Origin of the sequence: Rossellomorea marisflavi (genome assembly GCF_022170785.1) — a bacterium.
GTDB classification, from domain to species: domain Bacteria; phylum Bacillota; class Bacilli; order Bacillales; family Bacillaceae_B; genus Rossellomorea; species Rossellomorea marisflavi_B.
This window is the reverse complement of the sequence record NZ_CP081870.1, coordinates 3,036,511-3,055,452: the sequence shown is the minus strand read 5'-3', so window position 1 is coordinate 3,055,452 and position 18,942 is coordinate 3,036,511. Positions and strand designations below refer to the sequence as shown.

The following is an 18,942-nucleotide window of genomic DNA, read 5'->3' as shown; positions in this document are numbered from 1 at the left end:
TGCGAGGAGTGGATGGTGTGAGCTGGTCTGAAAGAGATCAACAGGTATGGGATTCTATCAAGGCTTGGAAACGTGATTTGTATGATTATGAAGCAAATGACCTGGAGTTTACATATGTGAAATGGCTGGATACGGCTTTTGCGGCGGTCCCTGAAGAGCTCCAGGAATCATTTTTTCAGCGCTTGGACGGATGGTTGTTTCAGCTTCACTCCCTAATTCAAGGGTCACAGATGCAAAACGATGCCAAAGAACGGATTTTGTCCACGGCCAGGACCTTTAACCCTGATATCCAGGTGGTGGATGATCTTGCAGCGCTGTCCATTGATCAGCTGCATTATATCGCTGAACAGCATGCGGGACGACATCGTCTCTATTCCCTTGTCCAAGGGGGGATCACCGGCACAGGGGGCTTGGTGGCGCTAGGATCTGATCTACCTGCGATGGCCGTCATCAATCTTCGTTCCATCCAGCTGATTGCTGCGTCCTATGGCTGTGACGTGCAGACGCCATTTGAAACCATGACTTCCCTGAAGGTGTTCCACGCGGCCACCTTGCCTGCAAGGCTGCAGGCCGAAGCGTGGGAAGATCTTCTTCAAGACCTGGAGAGCAGGGGTTCAACGTATTTCTTTGATGGTTCGGAGCAGCTGACGGATTATACGTGGCTTGAGGGGACGCTGAAGCAATCCATGAAGGCACTTGCGATTTCCATGTTCAAAGGCAAGAAATGGTCGGGGCTGCCCCTGATCTCCATGGCGATCGGGGCGGGATCGAATTATCAGCTGTCCCGGAGGATCACGGCATTTGCAGAGAAATATTATCAGTATCGGTATTTAAGGGTAAAGAAAAGCTAAAAGGAAAACGGCGGAGAATGGGATCTCCGCCGTTTTTTTATGCGTGGATTTCTGGGTTGGTCCGATACCAGATCCACAGATCGTTGATGGTTGAAGCGCGGTCGCTGATCCGTTCATTGATCATGCATGAGCGTTCAAAATCGTCTTCCTCCGACAGGTCGGTCAGGAGTTTTTCAATTTCCACTTCCAGTTCCTTTATGCGATCGGGGATGGTGCCGCGGATCTTTTCCCACTCCATCAGGATCTTTTCTTTCTCATGGGGAGTGTACCCGTTCCAATCCCGGGTCAGATCGGGCAGTCGGATCTTCAATCGCTCATCTGTTGAAAAGTTGATCATGATGATCCCTCATTTCGTTGATTCATTTCCATCGTACACGAATTCACTGAAGGAATCGAATAAGAATTTATACAAATTCATGAATAAGTGTTGAATAAATACACAATAGATGCTAATATTAATTCAACTTAAAGAATATTTATTCAATCGAGAAGATTTATTGGAGGGAATTATGTTGAATCAAAAAGTGGTTTTAGCCTACTCAGGTGGTTTAGATACGTCAGTTGCAGTTCAGTGGTTGAAAGAAAAAGGGTACGAAGTCATTGCATGTTGCCTGGATGTCGGGGAAGGAAAGGATCTTGATTTTGTTCAATCGAAAGCATTGAAAGTCGGCGCATCCAAAAGCTATGTGATCGATGCGAAACAAGAATTCGCGGATGAATTTGCCCTGTTGGCACTGCAAAGCCATGCTCTTTATGAAGGGAAGTATCCGTTGGTGTCGGCTCTGTCCAGACCCCTTATCGCCAAAAAACTCGTGGAGATCGCGGAGCAGGAGAATGCAACGGCAGTCGCTCACGGCTGTACGGGAAAAGGGAACGACCAGGTTCGTTTTGAAGTCTCCATTGCAGCATTGAATCCTTCACTTGAGGTTCTTGCACCGGTGCGTGATTGGAAATGGTCAAGGGAAGAGGAGATTGAATACGCAAAAGAAAAAGGGATTCCGGTTCCGATCAATCTTGACTCTCCGTATTCCATCGACCAGAACTTGTGGGGAAGAAGCAATGAGTGCGGAGTCCTCGAAGATCCTTGGGCAGCACCGCCTGAAGATGCGTATGATTTGACCGTGAGCATCGAGGAAGCACCGGATACAGCCGACACGGTTGAAATCACCTTCGACAAAGGGGTGCCGGTCGCACTGGATTCTGTTCCTTATCCCCTTCATGAGCTCATTGCCAAGCTGAATCTCCTTGGAGGCAAGCACGGTGTAGGCCGAATAGACCATGTGGAAAATCGCCTGATCGGCATCAAGTCCCGCGAGGTCTATGAATGCCCGGCTGCCATCACGTTGCTGAAAGCACATAAAGAACTGGAAGATCTGACCCTTGTGAAAGAACTTGCCCATTATAAGCCGGTCATCGAGAAGAAAATGACCGAATTGATCTATGAAGGACTATGGTTCTCACCGTTGAACAAAGCCTTGAAGGCCTTCCTCGATGAATCCCAGCAGTTTGTGAACGGGACGGTCCGTGTGAAATTGTTCAAAGGCCATGCCATCGTAGAAGGAAGAATGTCTCCGAATTCCCTGTATGACGAAAACCTTGCGACGTATACAAAAGCCGACCAATTCGACCATGATGCCGCTGTCGGATTCATCAAGCTCTGGGGTCTTCCGACGAAGGTATCATCCATGGTGAATAAACCGGCAAAGGAAAAGGTTTCTCTATGATGAAGTTATGGGGAGGACGTTTTACGAAAAAACCTGAGGAGTGGGTGGATGAATTCAATGCGTCCATTTCATTCGACCAGGAACTGGTCATGGAAGACATCGAGGGAAGCAAGGCCCATGTCACCATGCTGAAAAAATGCGGGATCCTGTCGGCTGAAGAAGCCGATCAGATCCTTGGCGGATTGAATGAACTGGAGGAGAAGGCTGCAGCAGGCAGCCTAGAGTTCTCCACCCAGTATGAGGATATCCATCTGAATCTTGAAAAGCTCCTCATCGATACGGTCGGAGAGGTTGGAGGGAAGCTTCATACAGGCAGAAGCCGGAACGATCAGATCGCTACCGATATGCATCTTTTCCTTAAGAAAAGGGTGGAAGAGGTCATCGGGCTGATCGGAGAATTCCAGGAGGCCATATTGAAGCAGGCCGAGGATAATATCGAGACGATGATTCCAGGGTATACGCATCTGCAGCGTGCCCAGCCGATTTCATTTGCCCACCATCTGATGACCTATTACTGGATGCTTGATCGTGATAAGGAGCGCCTGAGTGATTCCATGAAGCGTATTGATCTGTCCCCTCTTGGAGCAGGGGCGCTTGCGGGGACCACCTTCCCGATCGATCGGGCGTACTCGGCTGAACTCCTTGGATTCAGTGGGGTATACGAAAACAGCCTGGATGCTGTGAGCGACAGGGATTTCATCTTGGAGTTCCTCAGCAACAGTGCGATCCTCATGACGCATCTTTCTCGCCTGGCAGAAGAGTTTATCCTGTGGTCGACGGAGGAGTTCCACTTTATCGAGCTTGATGACAGTTTCACGACAGGAAGCAGCATCATGCCTCAGAAGAAAAACCCCGATATGGCAGAGCTTGTCCGCGGGAAGACAGGAAGGGTGAACGGAAACCTTCTATCGCTCCTTACCGTGTTGAAAGGGTTGCCTCTTGCCTACAACAAAGACATGCAGGAGGACAAGGAGGGGATGTTCGATACGGTGAAGACTGTGATTGGCTCCTTGAAGATCTTTACGGGCATGATGGATACGATGACGGTGAATAAAGACGTGATGGAAGAAGCGGTCGGGACCGATTTCTCCAACGCGACGGAGCTTGCCGATTATCTTGCTGCCAAGGGCATGCCGTTCCGTAAGGCACATGAGGTCGTAGGGAAGCTTGTGCTACATTGTATCGAGCAGGGCTACTTCCTGAAGGATGTGACTCTCGCTACGTATCAACAGCATTCAGAACTGATTGAAAGCGACATTTATGACATCATCGCCCCTTCTGCAGCCGTGAAGCGTAGGAATTCCTATGGCGGTACCGGCTTTGAACAGGTGAAGATTCAAATTGAAAAAGCCAAAGGTGCTTTGGTGACGAAATAAAGACATCCCCCTGAAGCGATTCAGGGGGATGTTGTATGTGTTACTCTTCTTCATCGGGCTCTTCGGTCCGGACCACAAGGACGTCGCATTTGGCGGCCCTCGTGATGTGTTCCGAAACGCTGCCGATCAGGAACCGTTCCACAGCGTTAAGACCGGTCGCCCCGCAAATGATAAGGTCTTTTCCTTTTTCGGAGGCTTTCTTCGGTATGACCACTTTGGGTGATCCGTATTCTACATAGGTGTGGATCTTGGTGAGGCCGCATCGTTCCGCATTGGTTTTATATTCACCAAGCAGCTCTTCTGCGTATTTGATGGCCCGTTCCCCGATGGTATGATCATAGGAGTCGATGGCGGCATAAGACCGAGTGTCAATGACGTGGAGCAGTGAAAGGACAGCACCATTCCTCTTGGCAATGGCAATTCCTTTTTTGAAGGCCCATTCCGCTTCTTTTGATCCATCTACAGCCACTAGAATATCACGATATTTCAAACCCATCTTCAACCCCTCCTTTTCTTTATCATACTATATTTTCCCACGTATTTCTGTAGCGAATTTTCAAACAATAAGGTGGAATTTCCTACGAATGGAGGAGGGATCATCTTGAAAAAGGATGAAAACAAACAGCTCACATATGATGAAGGAGCAAGCGAGCAGGTAAGTCAACAGATTATGGATTCATACACGAGCGGCGTTGTCGGTACTGAGGACGGACGCTATGATGCCGAGGAAAAAAAAGAGAATTAACAGGAGCCTCGATCACCCTGCCTGATGGGTGATCGAGGCTTTTTCTTTTTGGAGCCGATTCGCGAAAAAGTAGAGAGCCCCAGTACATAAGAAAGACAGGAAGCCTGGTGATAGGAAATCGGGAAGGAGCGCATACAGGGCGATGCCTGCGACCATCACGTAGATGGCTGTCTTGTTCGTTCCAGTCGTTCCTGCAGCGAGGGCGGCGAGGTCACTTTCGTGAAGACGTCCCTTCCTGAGAAGAAGGAAGTCGCTGACAATGATGGCCGATAAGGGCACCACCAGCATGCCAAGGAGGGAAATGAACCCTTCTGCCCCATAGACGAGCTGTGGGAACAGACTGAGAATGATCCCGGCGATGGAGAAGAGGAGTGCGCTCTGGATCCTGCTCAGGTGTGGAAGGGCATTGAGCAGACTGTAGCCTCCTGTATATGCATTGCTAAGGTTGATGGAAATCATGGAGACCAGGGCCGATATGGTGATGATCGACAGTAGCAACAAGGATGAGGTGAGTTCACCGGCTGTCACGAAGGGATTCAATCCCCCGTAAAGGCTGGCGCATATCCCGCCAAGAAGGGCTGTCATCATGAACCCGGTCATGTTTCCTCCAAGGACGCCCCAGAACCCCTGACGTGGACTCACGCTATATCGGGTCATATCGGATGCCGCACTCACACCGGAAATATACTGGACGAAGGCAAGGCTTCCGTAAAAGAAGAATGCTCCTGTCGAGAAGCTGCCCTGATGAACTGTTCCGCCTTGGTCTCCTGTAAGGAATAGGGCCAACAGGATGAACTGGCCGGCGATCAAGATGGGAATGAACCACTTGGTGGCACGTTTGACTGCTTCGAAGCCGACAAGGGCCAGAGCGGTCATCAAGAGGGCGAGGCCGAGTGCCACAGGGATGAACGGGATGGAGGCACCGGTCAATTTCTTGATCATGGAGGTGACGACCATCGTCCCGCCGATGGTCTGCACGCTGAACCAATAGAGGGATGTGAGGGTGCGGACCGGTGAAGCGACCCTCATGGAAAGCTTTTTACCAAGGACGGACCTGAGGACATACTGAGCCGGCAGCCCGTATCGGGAACCGGGAAGGGACAGCATGGATACGCAGAAGAAGGCCAGGAAGGCACCTAATACCGTCGAGAGGAATGCTGCATAAAAGGGAAGTCCGCCTTGGACCACGGCAAGTGCCGGTACAAGGAAGTTCCCCGAATTCACGGAAAATGCGAGCTGGATGATGAAGTATTCTTTCCAAGAGGTAGTCTTTTTAACTTGAGGGATGGATTCGAGTCCGAATCGTTCGATCATGGACGTTTTCATTTTCACATAAACTCCTTTATCTTTGGCGACACTGAACATATCTTATTGTAATGATTCCTGAGAGGAAACAGAAGCGTTTTCGTTGAATACCTTGGAGTATGGATCGAGGCTTTCGTGTTCATCAGGAAAGAAGGAGGAAGGATTATGCAGATCGGCATACCGAAAGAGATCAAGAATAATGAAAACAGGGTGGCTATGACTCCTGCTGGTGTCGTGAACCTGGTGGTGAATGGTCATGAGGTGTTCATCGAGTCGGGCGCAGGCAATGGGTCGGGCTTCGCCGATGAAGATTATGTGAACGCTGGAGGGAAAATCGTCGGCGGTGCAGAAGAAGCGTGGGCCAAAGAGATGGTCATGAAAGTGAAGGAACCGCTGCCAGAGGAATACGGATACTTCCGCGAGGGGCTGATCCTGTTTACATACCTCCATCTTGCACCTGAGCCTGCACTGACGAAGGCCCTGATCGAGAACAAGGTGGTGGGGATCGCCTATGAGACCGTCGAGGTGAACCGTTCCCTCCCGCTTCTCACTCCCATGAGTGAAGTGGCAGGAAGGATGGCGACCCAGATCGGGGCGCAGTTCCTTGAGAAGATCCACGGCGGGAAAGGGGTCCTTCTTTCCGGGGTTCCGGGAGTGAGTCGAAGCAAGGTGACGATCATCGGGGGTGGAGTCGCCGGGACGAACGCGGCCAAAATGGCTGTCGGTCTTGGTGCCGACGTCACGATACTCGATCTCAGCCCCGAGCGGTTGCGGCAGCTTGATGATATTTTTGGCCGTGATGTGACCACGCTCATGAGCAACCCCTTGAATATCGAGCATGCCGTGAAGGAATCGGATCTTGTGATCGGAGCGGTGCTCATACCGGGGGCAAAAGCTCCGAAGCTCGTGACCGAAGAGATGATCCGGTCCATGAACCCCGGCTCGGTCGTTGTGGATATTGCCATCGATCAGGGAGGGATTTTCGAGACGACGGACAGGATCACGACCCATGATCATCCCACCTATGTGAAGCACGGAGTTGTCCATTATGCGGTGGCCAATATGCCGGGTGCAGTGCCTCGCACGTCCACGATCGCCCTGACCAATGTGACCGTACCCTATGCCCTGCTCATTGCCAATAAGGGCTATAAGAAAGCCTGCATGGATCATGAGCCGCTGATGAAAGGAATCAATACATTGAACGGTTATGTGACCTACAAAGCGGTTGCGGAGGCCCACGATCTCGATTATTCCGATACCCACACCCAGTTGAAGCAGGTGTAAGGGTAAGGTAAAGGGCCTATTCCGGATCAGATGAAAAACTTTGATCCGGAGTTCTCCTACCCTCTGAGATTAGTCATAACACTAAAAGGATGGTGCCGGACCCGGCATCATCCTTTTTATATCATAAGACTTCTTCATCCTGGGACAACTTTCCCGAGATCAGTGCATATAGATGGGGTAAGCAGGAAGGAGTGGGATGAATGAAAAAGCAGCGATACGTCCTTTGTCTATTGATGACGGGGGTTTTACTCTATTATGCAGTACCGAGGCTGTCGATCTTTGCAGAGGGGATGGAAGGGTGGTTCTCCCTTTCATGGCTGATCCTTGCCATGTTCGTCCTTGCGGGGAACTTCGCAGCCGTGCTTTATTCACCGAAGAAAGGAAAGAAGGGCACGAGGCAGCCGGAGAGGAAGCGCGTACTCGGTCGATGACGGAAGGGGGAGTCGGGTATTCGATTCCCCCTGAGATTGAAACGGAGGGGGTCTTCACCTTATAATATGAATAGGACGATATAAAGAAGGGTGAACGAGTTGGCTACTAAACATGAACAGATACTAGAGTATATCGATACCCTCCCGGTCGGGGAAAAGATTTCCGTCCGTCAGATCGCCAAAGCCCTCAATGTCAGTGAAGGAACGGCATACCGCGCCATCAAGGATGCGGAAACAAAAGGCTATGTGAGTACGATTGAACGTGTAGGGACCATCAGGATCGAACAGAAGAAAAAAGAGAACATCGAGAAGCTGACCTATGCAGAGGTGGTCAATATCATTGACGGCCAAGTGCTGGGCGGGAAGACCGGCTTACATAAAATGCTGAACAAATTCGTCATCGGGGCCATGAAACTGGAAGCCATGATGCGCTATACCGAAGCCGGGAACCTCTTGATCATCGGGAACCGTTCCCAGGCGCAGGAGCATGCGCTCAGGGCAGGGGCGGCCGTGTTGATCACGGGAGGATTCGACGCAGAAGATCATGTGAAGCGACTGGCTGATGAGTTGGAACTTCCGATCATTTCCACATCCTATGATACTTTCACCGTCGCCACGATGATCAACCGGGCTATCTTTGATCAGCTCATCAAGAAGGAAATCATCTTTGTGGAGGATATCCTGACCCCCATAGAGGACACGGTCCATCTCCATATCGATGATACGCTGGAAGAATGGTATGAAAAGAACCAGTACACCTTCCACAGCCGCTTCCCCGTCGTCGATGGGAACAGGAAGGTCATCGGGATGGTTACCTCAAAGGATGTCATGGGGCAGGAAAAGCATATGGGGATCGACAAGATCATGACCCGCCATCCCATTACAGTCAACGGCAATACGAGCGTGGCCTCAGCCGCCCATATCATGATCTGGGAAGGGATCGAAGTGCTGCCTGTCGTGAATGAACACCATAAGCTGATGGGGATCGTCAGTCGTCAGGATGTGCTGAAGGCCCTTCAAATGATCCAGCGTCAGCCTCAGGTCGGGGAGACGATCGAAGACATCATCACCAACGGGGTACAAGCTGCCTCAGAGCGCAAAGGCGATAAGGAAACCTATCAGTTCGCCGTCACGCCCCAGATGACGACGGGGATCGGGACGATTTCGTACGGTGTCTTCACCACCCTGATGACAGAGGCGGCCAATCGTGCCCTCAAGCCGTATAAAAAAGGGGATATCGTCATCGAGAATATGACGATCTACTTCATCAAGCCCGTTCAGATGGAAAGCATGCTGGATATCCATCCGAAGGTACTTGATGTGGGAAGGAAATTCGGGAAAGTGGATGTGGAAGTCTATCACGATGGGGTGCTTGTCGGGAAATCCCTGATGATCTGTCAGCTCATCGATCGCCACTGATGCAACGAAAAGGGCCTGCCGGATGCCGGCAGGCCCAAAGGAATCACTGATTCAATTCTTCCGCTTCCCGCTGAGCATAGGGAAGGACATGTTTATAATAGCGGAACCCCATCCATAAACTCCCGGCTCCGATGAGGATGAAAAAGATCCCCACTACATACGTGACGGTGCCGGAGAATAGGATGAGCTGATTGATGCCGAAAAGGGCCACGAACAAGCCTAGTGCCATACTGGACTTGGCGGACAGCCATTTTTTCTCCATGGGCCGTTTTGTCCTTACCTGCTTCACCTTATAGAAGAGGTAGAAGGAAAACGCTAACACTACGAAAAATGCGAAGAAATACAAGATGGACAACCCCCGTTCAAGTTTCTCGCTCTTATTTTACAGATAATTCCCGCCATTGCCAATATAAATCACAAAGGAGATTTCCATGAAAGATCAAATCCTGAATCTTATCAAGCAATATGAAACCATCATCGTCCACCGCCATGTGAGACCAGACCCGGATGCCTACGGTTCACAGGGAGGCCTTGTGGAAATCCTCAAAGCTTCTTTTCCGGATAAAAGAATCTTTGCCGTCGGGGAAGAAGAGCCGACGCTCCATTACCTGAACCGTCTCGATGTAATCGAGGACCATGTGTTTGAAGGAGCCCTTGTTATCGTCTGTGACACGGCCAACGCCGAACGGATCTGCGACCTCCGTTACAGTCTCGGCGATCAGCTCGTCAAAATCGACCATCATCCGAACGAGGACCCATACGGAGATGTCCTTTGGGTAGACACGAGTGCGAGTTCGGTGAGTGAGATGATCTATGATTTCTATGAGTTCGGGAAGGACAAAGGACTGACCCTCCCGGACAGTGCAGCCCGTCTCTTATTTGCAGGGATCGTCGGAGATACGGGACGCTTCCTCTATCCGAGTACGACCCAAAAGACATTTGATATCGCTGGTGAACTCATACGCAAGGATTTCGACCGTAATGACCTGTTCAATAAAATGTACGAAGTCGATGCCAACGTGGTGAAACTGCATGGATACGTGCTCCAGAACTTCGAAATGGATGAGCTCGGATGCGGGAATATGATCATGACGAAGGAAATCCTTGAGGAATTCGATGTCGTTCCATCCGAGGCATCACTCCTTGTCAGCGTCCTCGGGAACATTAAAGGAATGAAGGCGTGGGTCTTCTTCATAGAAGAAGATGACCAGATCAGGGTCAGGCTCCGCTCCAAAGGCCCGGTCATCAATACAGTGGCGAAGAAATATAACGGAGGCGGCCACCCGCTGGCAGCAGGGGCGTCCATTCATTCGTGGGAACAAAAAGCCCATGTGATGGAGGACCTTCGGGACGTATGCAGGGAATCATGATAAAAAAGGACGCTTCTTTGTGAAGTGTCCTTTTTTATTCTTCGTATTTGAGGGCCAGGGTAAGGTCGGTGGTGGTGTAAAAGTAGATTTCCTTCACTTCAAGTCTGAAAGGCTTATCGTTCAGCTTGATGGTTTTGTTCTCGATGATCTTTTTGATGAGTTCTTTATTATCATGGGCTGTCTCCAGATTTTGATTTAGAAGACTCCTTAAATCCTGGCTCAAGGTTTCCTCTGCCCGGTGGAGGCTTAATAATTCCACCTTGGTTTTGGTCGGATTGAGGATCTTCACCCTCACTTCCTGGATCGTCAACTCGTCCTCATTCTCTTCATTTAATTCTTTATTTTCTTCCTGAAGATAAGATAAGGTGCTCGTCAGTTTATCGAGCTGTGTTTGCTGATCTAGTATTTTTTGAGTCTGCTTTTCATGCATGGAGCCGTACATGAAGATGAAGATCATCCAACTGACGATGCCGCCTATGACAGCACCGGCAAAGAATCGCTGAAAGGAAGGGAGCCTGTAAAAAGGCGGGATCCTCATGAGGAGACGTGCTCCTGCGTGAGCCAGCTGATGATCATGGCCCCCGTGTTGGCCCCGCCGAGTGCAGCAAGAATCAGAAGGAATTGCTTGAAGAGTTCTTTTGTCTCTCCGTTCAGGAATCCTTTTTCAAAACTGTACACCGTGTCAAAGGTGCCTCCGATGGCCGCGATGATGGCCCAGATGCGGAGGAAGTTGGACAGCCTCCACATTTCGATGAAAAGGGGCTGACCCATGGCGAATGAAGCGAGTCCGCCAAGGAGCGATCCCCCTAGAAGGACCCCCATGGCGATAAAGAAGCTTTTGAACAGTTCTGGGAAGAAAGCTTCTGTCATAACATCATCTCCCGTGCTTGTCTTTATGATATCTATATGGGATGAGGGGACAGGATATGAGGGAGAACATATTTTCTTTTTTATGTGAACATCCCTATAATGGAATTACTAAGGAATAAAGGGTGTGCAATCATGTCGTTCGTTCATTTACAGGTGGCAAGCTCCTTCAGCTTGCTTTCAAGCACGATTTCCATAAATGGACTCGTACATAAAGCGAAGGAACTCGGGTTCAAGGCCCTGGCCCTTACCGATCAAAATATGATGTATGGCGTCGTGCCATTTTATAAACAATGCCTGAAAGAAGGCATCAAGCCGATCATCGGCCTGACGGCGGATGTGGCCGTGAGCGATACGGAATCCTATCCGATGGTTCTCCTCTGTGAAAACATGCAAGGCTATCAGAACCTCATGAAAATCTCCAGCAGCATCGGAGCGAAGACCCCCGAAGGAATCCCGTTGAAATGGCTCCACTCCTATCACGAAGGTCTCATTGCCATCTCACCTGGCTTGAAGGGGGAAGTAGAGAGCCTGCTTCTGGCCGATGAAAAAGAGCAGGCCGTGGAGAAGATCCGTCTCTATCAAGATCTTTTCGGATCGTCATCCTTCTATCTCGGTCTCCAGAATCATGGACTGCCCGAAGAAGAAAAACTGCTCTCCATGATCCTAGCCGTTGCCAAAGAGACGGGAACGGAAGTGGTGGCCCTGAATGACGTGCGCTGTCTGGAAGAGGGCGAGCATTTCGCCCTGGAATGCTTGAATGCCATCCGTGACGGAGTGAAATTGGACGATGATGAACGGGTTGTTCTGAAGAGCAGCGATTATTATTTGAAGCCGAGGGAAGCCATGGTCGACCTATTCAGTGATGCTCCGGATGCCCTTGAAAACACATTGAAGATCGCGGAAAGATGCAGGGTGGACATTCCCTTTCATCAGCAGCTCCTCCCCAAATATCCCCTCCCAGAAGGTGTCGATGCCCTCTCGGAACTGACGAAACAGTGTGAAAGCGGATTGCATCGCAAGGTGGATGATGTAACGGATCTTTATCTGAACCGCCTGGATTATGAACTCAACGTCATCGGGGACATGGGCTTCAGCGATTACTTCCTCATCGTGTGGGATTTCATGAAATTTTCCCGGGAAAACGGGATCCTGACTGGACCGGGGAGGGGTTCTGCTGCAGGATCACTCGTTTCCTACGCCCTTGATATCACCGACGTCGATCCCCTCCGTCATGATCTTCTGTTCGAGCGGTTCCTGAACCCCGAACGTGTGACGATGCCGGATATCGACATCGACTTTCCCGATCACCGCCGCGATGAAGTGATTGACTACGTGGAAGGAAAGTACGGTAGCATGCACGTTGCCCAGATCATCACATTCGGTACATTCGCCGCCAAGGCAGCACTGCGTGATACGGGTAGGGTGTTCGGATTGAATATGAAGGAGCAGGAGCAGCTGTCGAAATTGCTTCCATCCAAACCGGGTTTGACCCTTGAGGGAGCGTACAAGGATTCAAAGGCCCTTCGTGACCTTATCGGAGGCTCCGACCTCCACCGCAGGATCTTCACTGTGGCCAAGCAGATCGAGGGGCTGCCGAGGCATACATCCACCCACGCGGCAGGGGTCGTGATCAGTGACGAGCCCCTTGTGAAGTGGGTCCCCATCCAGGGCAGTCCGACGGGCATCCACCTCACCCAGTTCCCCATGGATACGCTGGAGGAAATCGGGCTTCTCAAGATGGATTTCCTCGGCCTCAGGAATTTAAGCATCCTGGAGCGGATCGTCAAGAGCATCCAGCGGGGGAGCAAGAGGACATTCAAGCTGTCTACCATCTCCGACCAGGATGAGAAGACCTTTGAATTACTCTCTGCTGGAAGGACGAGCGGGGTATTCCAGCTCGAATCCGACGGGATGAGAAGCGTGCTGACAAGACTGAAGCCGAGCTCGTTCGAAGATATCGTGGCGGTCAACGCCCTCTTCCGGCCGGGCCCGATGGAGAATATCCCGATGTTCATCAGGCGGAAGCACGGGGAAGAGGTCCCGCATTATCCGATTCCCGAGATCAAGCCGATCTTGGAAGCCACCTATGGGGTCATTGTCTATCAGGAGCAAATCATGCAGATCGCTTCGAAGATGGCAGGTTTTTCACTCGGGGAAGCGGACCTTTTGAGAAGGGCCGTATCGAAGAAGAAGAAGGAAGTGTTGGACCGGGAGAGGGAGCATTTCGTTTCAGGGGCATTGAAGAAGGGATACGGAGAGGCCGCTGCCAATGATGTGTACGACCTTATCGTCCGGTTTGCAGACTATGGATTCAACCGGTCCCATGCTGTCGCTTACAGTAAGATTGCCTATCAGCTTGCCTATCTTAAAGCGCATTATCCCGCCTACTTCCTTTCCTCCCTGTTGACTGCTTCCGTTGGGAATGATGCGAAGATCGCCCACTATATCCGCGAGGCAAGGCAGACAGGAATCGAAATCCTTCCGCCGTCGATCAATTCGGGTCACTTCATGTTCCAGGTGGAAGGGGAAAATAGGATCCGATACAGTCTCGGGGCCATCAAGGGGATCGGAGCCGCTGCCCTGAAGGAGATCACAAGGGCGAGGCAGGACCGCCCATACGCGGATCTGTTCGATTTTGTCATCAGGGTATCCCTGAAAGTGATGAATCGCGGCATCCTTGAGAATTTGATCCTCGCGGGTGCCTTCGATGAATTCGGTGAAGACCGGGCCGTTCTTCTTGCAAGTCTCGATGTGGCCATCGAACATGCAGAACTCATCGGACCCGATGACGATCTATTCGCAGACGAAGAAGATTTCTTCCCCAAGCCGAAGACGGTCGAAGTGGAGGCGATGTCCCTGGACACCAAGCTGCAGTTCGAGAAGCAGGTTCTGGGACTCTACTTGTCCGATCATCCCGTGTCATCCCACCGGGAACGATTCGAAAGGCAGGGACTCCTACCCATTGCAGATGCGAAGGCAGGAGCCAGGGTGAAGATCGGTGCGTATCTGACGGTTGTGAAGACCATACGGACGAAAAAAGGAGAAGTCATGGCCTTTATTGAAATGGGTGATGAAACGGGGGATCTCGAAGGTGTGATATTCCCCAATATATATAAGAGGAATATGAATCTCCTGAAGGACGGGAAGGTCCTGATCCTCGAAGGGAATATGGAGGAGCGGAACGACCGCCTGCAGCTCATTGTGAATACAATCGGTGATGCATCAGAACTGAACGAGCCGGACGGAAAGCGTCTTTTCCTTAAAATCGGCAAAGGGGAAGATCAGGAGAGGATGCTGACACACATCAAAGGGATCGTGGCGGAACATGCGGGTGATACAGAAGTCCTGATTTACTTCGAGGAAGAGAAAAAGACGGTAAAGCTTCCCAAAGGCTTCAATCGCCGTTCCGCGGATGAAGCGATGGATTCCCTGAGAAAATTATTAGGGAATCGAAACGTCGTGTTGCAATAACGTCTTTACTTACATCTATATTTATATTATTGTTTAATAGAAAAAGGTGGTCTGACCACTAGGGTCAAGACCACTTTCTGTCCAGCACTTATTCTTTATCATTCAAACGTTATTCAATTTCTAAAGGAGATGAAGCGATTTGTCATTAAGAGAAGAAGCCCTTCATATGCATCGTGTCAACAAGGGGAAATTGGAATCAAAGTCTAAAGTGGAAGTCCGGAATGCGGAGGACCTTAGCCTTGCGTATTCTCCAGGAGTAGCAGAGCCCTGCAAAGATATCTATGATAAACCGGAAACGGTCTATGATTATACAATGAAAGGCAATATGGTTGCCGTTGTCTCTGATGGGACCGCCGTACTCGGACTCGGAAATATCGGACCCGAAGCAGCCCTGCCTGTCATGGAAGGGAAAGCGGTCCTATTCAAAAGTTTTGCAGGTGTTGATGCTTTCCCGATCTGTTTGAACACGACGGATGTCGAGAAGATCATCGAAACAGTCAAACTGCTCGAGCCGACATTCGGAGGAGTCAATCTTGAGGATATCGCTGCGCCGAACTGTTTTGAAATCGAAGAGCGTTTGAAGAAAGAAACGAATATCCCGATTTTCCATGACGATCAACATGGTACTGCCATCGTCACCGTAGCAGGTCTTGTCAATGCCCTTAAGATCGTCGGCAAGAAAATGAGTGAGATCAAGGTTGTCGCCAACGGGGCGGGAGCTGCAGGGATTGCCATCATCAAACTTCTTTATCGCTATGGGGTAAGGGATATCATCATGTGTGATTCAAAGGGTGCCATTTACGAAGGTCGCCCTGAAGGAATGAACAGCATCAAGGACGAAGTAGCGAAATTCACGAATCGTGACCGGATCGAAGGCGGCTTGAAAGAAGTCCTTCAGGATGCCGATGTCTTCATCGGTGTGTCCGTTGCAGGTGCATTGACAGAGGAAATGGTGTCATCCATGAAGCAGGATCCGATCATCTTTGCCATGGCGAATCCGATTCCTGAGATCATGCCGGATCTTGCGAAAGCAGCAGGTGCCAAAGTCATCGGGACAGGCCGTTCCGATTTCCCGAATCAAGTGAATAATGTCCTTGCTTTCCCTGGAATCTTCCGAGGGGCACTTGACGTCCGTGCGACCCATATCAACGAGAAAATGAAGCAGGCGGCCGTCGAGGCTATCGCTGAACTCATCAGTGAAGATGAGCTCAATGCCGATTATGTCATCCCGGCTCCATTCGATAAACGCGTCGCTCCGGCCGTGGCTGCAGCAGTAGCGAAAGCCGCCATGGAAACAGGCGTCGCGCGCTTGAAGGTAGACCCTGAAGAGATCCGTAAAAAAACGGAAGAGTTAGCGGTCATCGGGAAGGGAGAATGAAGTCCGACGTGAACCCCCTGAAGACCCATCCGAAAGTCTACATCGGGATCGTTCACCAGCTGAAGGAAATCATCTCGAATGACGGGCTCACCCCGGGCGATAAGCTTCCCTCTGAAAGGGAACTTTCCGAACGCTTGAATGTGGGGCGCTCCTCTGTAAGGGAAGCGCTCCGGGCACTCGAACTGTTGGGACTCATTGAGACCAGGAGAGGGGAAGGGACCTTCCTACGGGATTTCCGCGAACATCATTTGATCGATCTCCTCGGGATGTTCATCCTCGAAGATCATAAAACTCAAAATGATATTCTGCACATGAAGATCATGATTGAAAAAGAGGCCTTACGGGCCCTTTTCATTGAGAAGGAATCCTTGAAGGGGATGGCAGAGGAAGTCCAGGGCGCGGAAGATCTCTCCCTGGGTGATGTGCTCAGTGAGATCGTGCGTCATGCCCCGAATCATCTGGCTCATCGGATATGGAATATATTGAATGATTACGAAACACTCATATGCGGGAAAACCCCTCTTTGTAGCGATTTGAAAAAAGACATCCTGAGCATGCTAGAGGGTATCGGGAATCAGGACAAAGAGGCTGTGCAGGAAGCTTATAAAAAAGTGCGGAATAATGTCGACGAAGAGCTGACAGTTTCCAACATCTTTTTCTGATTCAATCCAGTAAACTGATAGACAAGCAGTTTTTTCGAATGCACGAATAGAGAGATAAGGCAGTCATCTCCTGCCCGTCACGTAGTGGTGGCCAGGGGATGTCTGTAATTGGTTAAGGAGGTTTTAGCCTTGCTGAAGGAACTATTTAATAAACCGAAAAAACGGAAATACGCAACAATCCCTTCCGAAGGTGCAAAACATGATGTACCGGAAGGAATCATGACAAAGTGCCCGGAATGCAAGAAGATCATGTACACGAAAGAGCTCCAAAAAAACCTTAAGGTCTGCCTGCATTGTGGGTATCACCATGGCATGAGCTCCCATGAACGGGTGGACAGCTTCATCGATGAAGGAACATTCACCGAACTCGATCGTGAGCTTGCATCCGTCAATCCACTCGGGTTCCCAGATTATCTGGAGAAACTTGATAAAGACCGTCAAAAGACAGATATGAACGAAGCCGTGCTGACAGGAAGCGGGAAGGTGAACGGCAATGAGATCGTCCTTGCCATCATGGATTCGCGCTTCCGTATGGGAAGCATGGGGTCTGTCGTCGGTGAAAAAATCACGAGGGCAGTCGAAGAAGCAGACAAGAGAAAGGTCCCATTCATCATTTTCACGGCTTCAGGTGGGGCTAGGATGCAGGAAGGGGTCCTTTCCCTCATGCAGATGGCCAAAACAAGTGTCGCCCTGAAGCGGTTCAGTGATAATGGAGGGCTCTTCATCTCCATCATGACCCACCCTACCACCGGTGGGGTGTCGGCGAGCTTCGCATCAGTCGGAGACTATAACTTTGCAGAGCCGGGTGCACTCATCGGATTCGCCGGTCGCCGGATCATCGAGCAGACGATCCGCGAAGATCTTCCTGAAGACTTCCAGACGGCTGAATTCCTCTTGAAACATGGCCAGCTTGATGACGTGTTGAACAGGCTGGACTTGAAAGATAAAATCGGTACGTTAGTTGATCTACATCACTGGGACGGTGACCTCTCATGGTAAATGAAATGGAATTTGAAAAGCCCGTATTCGAGCTGAAGAAGAAGATTTCCGAGCTGAAGGAGTTCACGAAAGACTCAGACGTGGATCTTTCCAACGAAATCGAAAAACTTGAAAACAGGCTTCAGAAGCTTGAACAGGATATTTATGAGAATATGAAACCGTGGGAAAGGGTTCAAGTCGCCCGCCACCCGAATCGTCCCACCACCCTCGATTATATCGAGAATCTTTTCTCTGACTTCATGGAGATGCACGGTGACCGGACATATGGGGATGATGAAGCCATCGTTTCCGGCGTCGGTCGTTTCCACGGGGTGCCCGTGACCATCATCGGACACCAGCGGGGGAAAGATACGAAGGAAAACATCAGGCGCAACTTCGGGATGCCTCATCCTGAAGGGTACCGCAAGGCGCTACGCCTCATGAAGCAGGCCGATAAGTTCAATCGTCCGATCATCTGCTTCATTGATACAAAGGGCGCATACCCCGGGAAAGCAGCAGAGGAGAGGGGTCAAAGCGAAGCCATCGCCAGGAATCTGGTTGAAATGGCCGGCCTGACCGTCCCTGTCATCTGCATCGTCATCGGTGAAGGGGGAAGCGGTGGTGCCCTTGCACTCGGAGTCGGGAATCATATCCACATGCTGGAGAATTCCACATACTCTGTCATCTCCCCGGAAGGCGCGGCAGCCATCCTTTGGAAGGATGCCACCCAAGCCAAAAAAGCAGCAGAATCAATGAAGATCACGGCACCGGATCTGAAAGAACTGGGCATCGTCGATGAAATCATCGAAGAAGTCAAGGGCGGGGCGCATAAAGATGTCCAAACCCAATCCGAGAAGATCGAGACCGTATTGAAACAATCCCTCAAAGAGCTGATCTCTATGTCTAAAGAGGAGCTCGTCCAGCATCGTTATGATAAATTTAAGGCAATTGGCGAGTATACTGTTTTAAATGATCGTATCGGGGTAAAATCATAAAGAATGCGGACTGACAAAGTGGATAAAGACTTTTGTCGGTCCTTTTCTCTTTCTGGATGGTATATGTCATAAAAAGGAATTTT

Annotated in this window: 19 protein-coding genes; 13 read left to right on the top strand and 6 right to left on the bottom strand. The window is 50.4% G+C overall.

Going from position 1 to position 18,942, the window contains the following annotated elements:
* Positions 1-17 precede the first annotated feature (17 nt).
* Positions 18-851, top strand: coding sequence for an EcsC family protein (locus tag K6T23_RS15985; RefSeq protein WP_238281720.1), 834 nt, complete (start codon positions 18-20; stop codon positions 849-851).
* Positions 852-888: 37 nt separating this feature from the next.
* On the opposite strand, the gene K6T23_RS15980 is transcribed toward K6T23_RS15985, so the two are convergent.
* On the bottom strand, positions 889-1,188 hold the full coding sequence (locus K6T23_RS15980; RefSeq protein ID WP_238281717.1) for a hypothetical protein: 300 nt from the start codon (positions 1,186-1,188) through the stop codon (positions 889-891).
* A 172-nt stretch (positions 1,189-1,360) separates the two neighbouring features.
* Between K6T23_RS15980 and K6T23_RS15975 the strand changes: the two genes are divergently transcribed.
* Both K6T23_RS15975 and argH read left to right on the top strand, forming a co-directional pair.
* Positions 1,361-2,575, top strand: a complete 1,215-nt coding sequence (locus K6T23_RS15975) for an argininosuccinate synthase (RefSeq protein WP_056534915.1) — start codon at positions 1,361-1,363, stop codon at positions 2,573-2,575.
* On the top strand, positions 2,572-3,951 hold the full coding sequence (argH, locus tag K6T23_RS15970; protein WP_079516618.1) for an argininosuccinate lyase: 1,380 nt from the start codon (positions 2,572-2,574) through the stop codon (positions 3,949-3,951). Before K6T23_RS15975 ends, argH begins: the two co-directional genes overlap by 4 nt.
* A 40-nt stretch (positions 3,952-3,991) precedes the next feature.
* On the opposite strand, the gene K6T23_RS15965 is transcribed toward argH, so the two are convergent.
* A complete protein-coding gene (locus K6T23_RS15965; protein ID WP_238281715.1) occupies positions 3,992-4,447 on the bottom strand; it encodes a universal stress protein in 456 nt (151 codons plus the stop codon).
* A gap of 105 nt (positions 4,448-4,552) precedes the next feature.
* Between K6T23_RS15965 and K6T23_RS15960 the strand changes: the two genes are divergently transcribed.
* Positions 4,553-4,696 carry a hypothetical protein gene (locus tag K6T23_RS15960; protein ID WP_159640757.1) on the top strand — a complete coding sequence of 48 codons (144 nt, stop codon included), beginning with the start codon at positions 4,553-4,555 and terminating at the stop codon, positions 4,694-4,696.
* A gap of 12 nt (positions 4,697-4,708) precedes the next feature.
* On the opposite strand, the gene K6T23_RS15955 is transcribed toward K6T23_RS15960, so the two are convergent.
* The gene (locus K6T23_RS15955) at positions 4,709-6,022 is read right to left on the bottom strand and encodes a purine-cytosine permease family protein (RefSeq protein WP_238284452.1); all 1,314 of its coding nucleotides are present in this window, start codon (positions 6,020-6,022) and stop codon (positions 4,709-4,711) included.
* Between the two features lie 144 nt (positions 6,023-6,166).
* On the opposite strand from K6T23_RS15955, the gene ald reads away from it, so the two are divergent.
* The 3 genes from ald to K6T23_RS15940 all read left to right on the top strand — a co-directional run bounded on the left by ald (position 6,167) and on the right by K6T23_RS15940 (position 9,135).
* Complete coding sequence (ald, locus tag K6T23_RS15950; RefSeq protein ID WP_238281713.1) at positions 6,167-7,285, top strand: alanine dehydrogenase; 1,119 nt, start codon at positions 6,167-6,169, stop codon at positions 7,283-7,285.
* Between the two features lie 200 nt (positions 7,286-7,485).
* Positions 7,486-7,716: a hypothetical protein gene (locus K6T23_RS15945; RefSeq protein ID WP_079516614.1), complete on the top strand. Its 231-nt coding sequence runs from the start codon at positions 7,486-7,488 to the stop codon at positions 7,714-7,716.
* 99 nt (positions 7,717-7,815) lie between these two features.
* Positions 7,816-9,135, top strand: coding sequence for a DRTGG domain-containing protein (locus tag K6T23_RS15940; protein ID WP_056534925.1), 1,320 nt, complete (start codon positions 7,816-7,818; stop codon positions 9,133-9,135).
* A gap of 43 nt (positions 9,136-9,178) precedes the next feature.
* Here the strand turns inward: K6T23_RS15940 and K6T23_RS15935 are convergent, their stop codons facing one another.
* On the bottom strand, positions 9,179-9,481 hold the full coding sequence (locus K6T23_RS15935) for a YtpI family protein (RefSeq protein ID WP_056534927.1): 303 nt from the start codon (positions 9,479-9,481) through the stop codon (positions 9,179-9,181).
* A gap of 85 nt (positions 9,482-9,566) precedes the next feature.
* Between K6T23_RS15935 and K6T23_RS15930 the strand changes: the two genes are divergently transcribed.
* Positions 9,567-10,505: a DHH family phosphoesterase gene (locus K6T23_RS15930; RefSeq protein ID WP_238281710.1), complete on the top strand. Its 939-nt coding sequence runs from the start codon at positions 9,567-9,569 to the stop codon at positions 10,503-10,505.
* Between the two features lie 34 nt (positions 10,506-10,539).
* Here the strand turns inward: K6T23_RS15930 and ytrI are convergent, their stop codons facing one another.
* Together ytrI and ytrH are read right to left on the bottom strand one after the other, a co-directional pair.
* Positions 10,540-11,043, bottom strand: coding sequence for a sporulation membrane protein YtrI (gene ytrI, locus K6T23_RS15925; protein ID WP_053426352.1), 504 nt, complete (start codon positions 11,041-11,043; stop codon positions 10,540-10,542).
* Positions 11,040-11,375 carry a sporulation membrane protein YtrH gene (gene ytrH / locus K6T23_RS15920; protein ID WP_048006342.1) on the bottom strand — a complete coding sequence of 112 codons (336 nt, stop codon included), beginning with the start codon at positions 11,373-11,375 and terminating at the stop codon, positions 11,040-11,042. Before ytrH ends, ytrI begins: the two co-directional genes overlap by 4 nt.
* Before the next feature lie 132 nt (positions 11,376-11,507).
* Here ytrH and dnaE point away from each other — a divergent pair, with 132 nt between their 5' ends.
* The 5 genes from dnaE to accA all read left to right on the top strand — a co-directional run bounded on the left by dnaE (position 11,508) and on the right by accA (position 18,859).
* Positions 11,508-14,846: a DNA polymerase III subunit alpha gene (gene dnaE / locus K6T23_RS15915; RefSeq protein ID WP_238281708.1), complete on the top strand. Its 3,339-nt coding sequence runs from the start codon at positions 11,508-11,510 to the stop codon at positions 14,844-14,846.
* Positions 14,847-14,985: 139 nt separating this feature from the next.
* Entirely contained in the window at positions 14,986-16,224 is a 1,239-nt protein-coding gene (ystJ, locus tag K6T23_RS15910; protein WP_053426354.1) for an NADP-dependent malic enzyme, read from the top strand.
* Positions 16,221-16,886 carry a FadR/GntR family transcriptional regulator gene (locus K6T23_RS22215; RefSeq protein WP_056534934.1) on the top strand — a complete coding sequence of 222 codons (666 nt, stop codon included), beginning with the start codon at positions 16,221-16,223 and terminating at the stop codon, positions 16,884-16,886. Before ystJ ends, K6T23_RS22215 begins: the two co-directional genes overlap by 4 nt.
* Positions 16,887-17,015: 129 nt before the next feature.
* Complete coding sequence (gene accD / locus K6T23_RS15900; protein ID WP_056534936.1) at positions 17,016-17,885, top strand: acetyl-CoA carboxylase, carboxyltransferase subunit beta; 870 nt, start codon at positions 17,016-17,018, stop codon at positions 17,883-17,885.
* The gene (gene accA / locus K6T23_RS15895; protein WP_238281705.1) at positions 17,879-18,859 is read left to right on the top strand and encodes an acetyl-CoA carboxylase carboxyl transferase subunit alpha; all 981 of its coding nucleotides are present in this window, start codon (positions 17,879-17,881) and stop codon (positions 18,857-18,859) included. Before accD ends, accA begins: the two co-directional genes overlap by 7 nt.
* Positions 18,860-18,942: the final 83 nt, after the last annotated feature.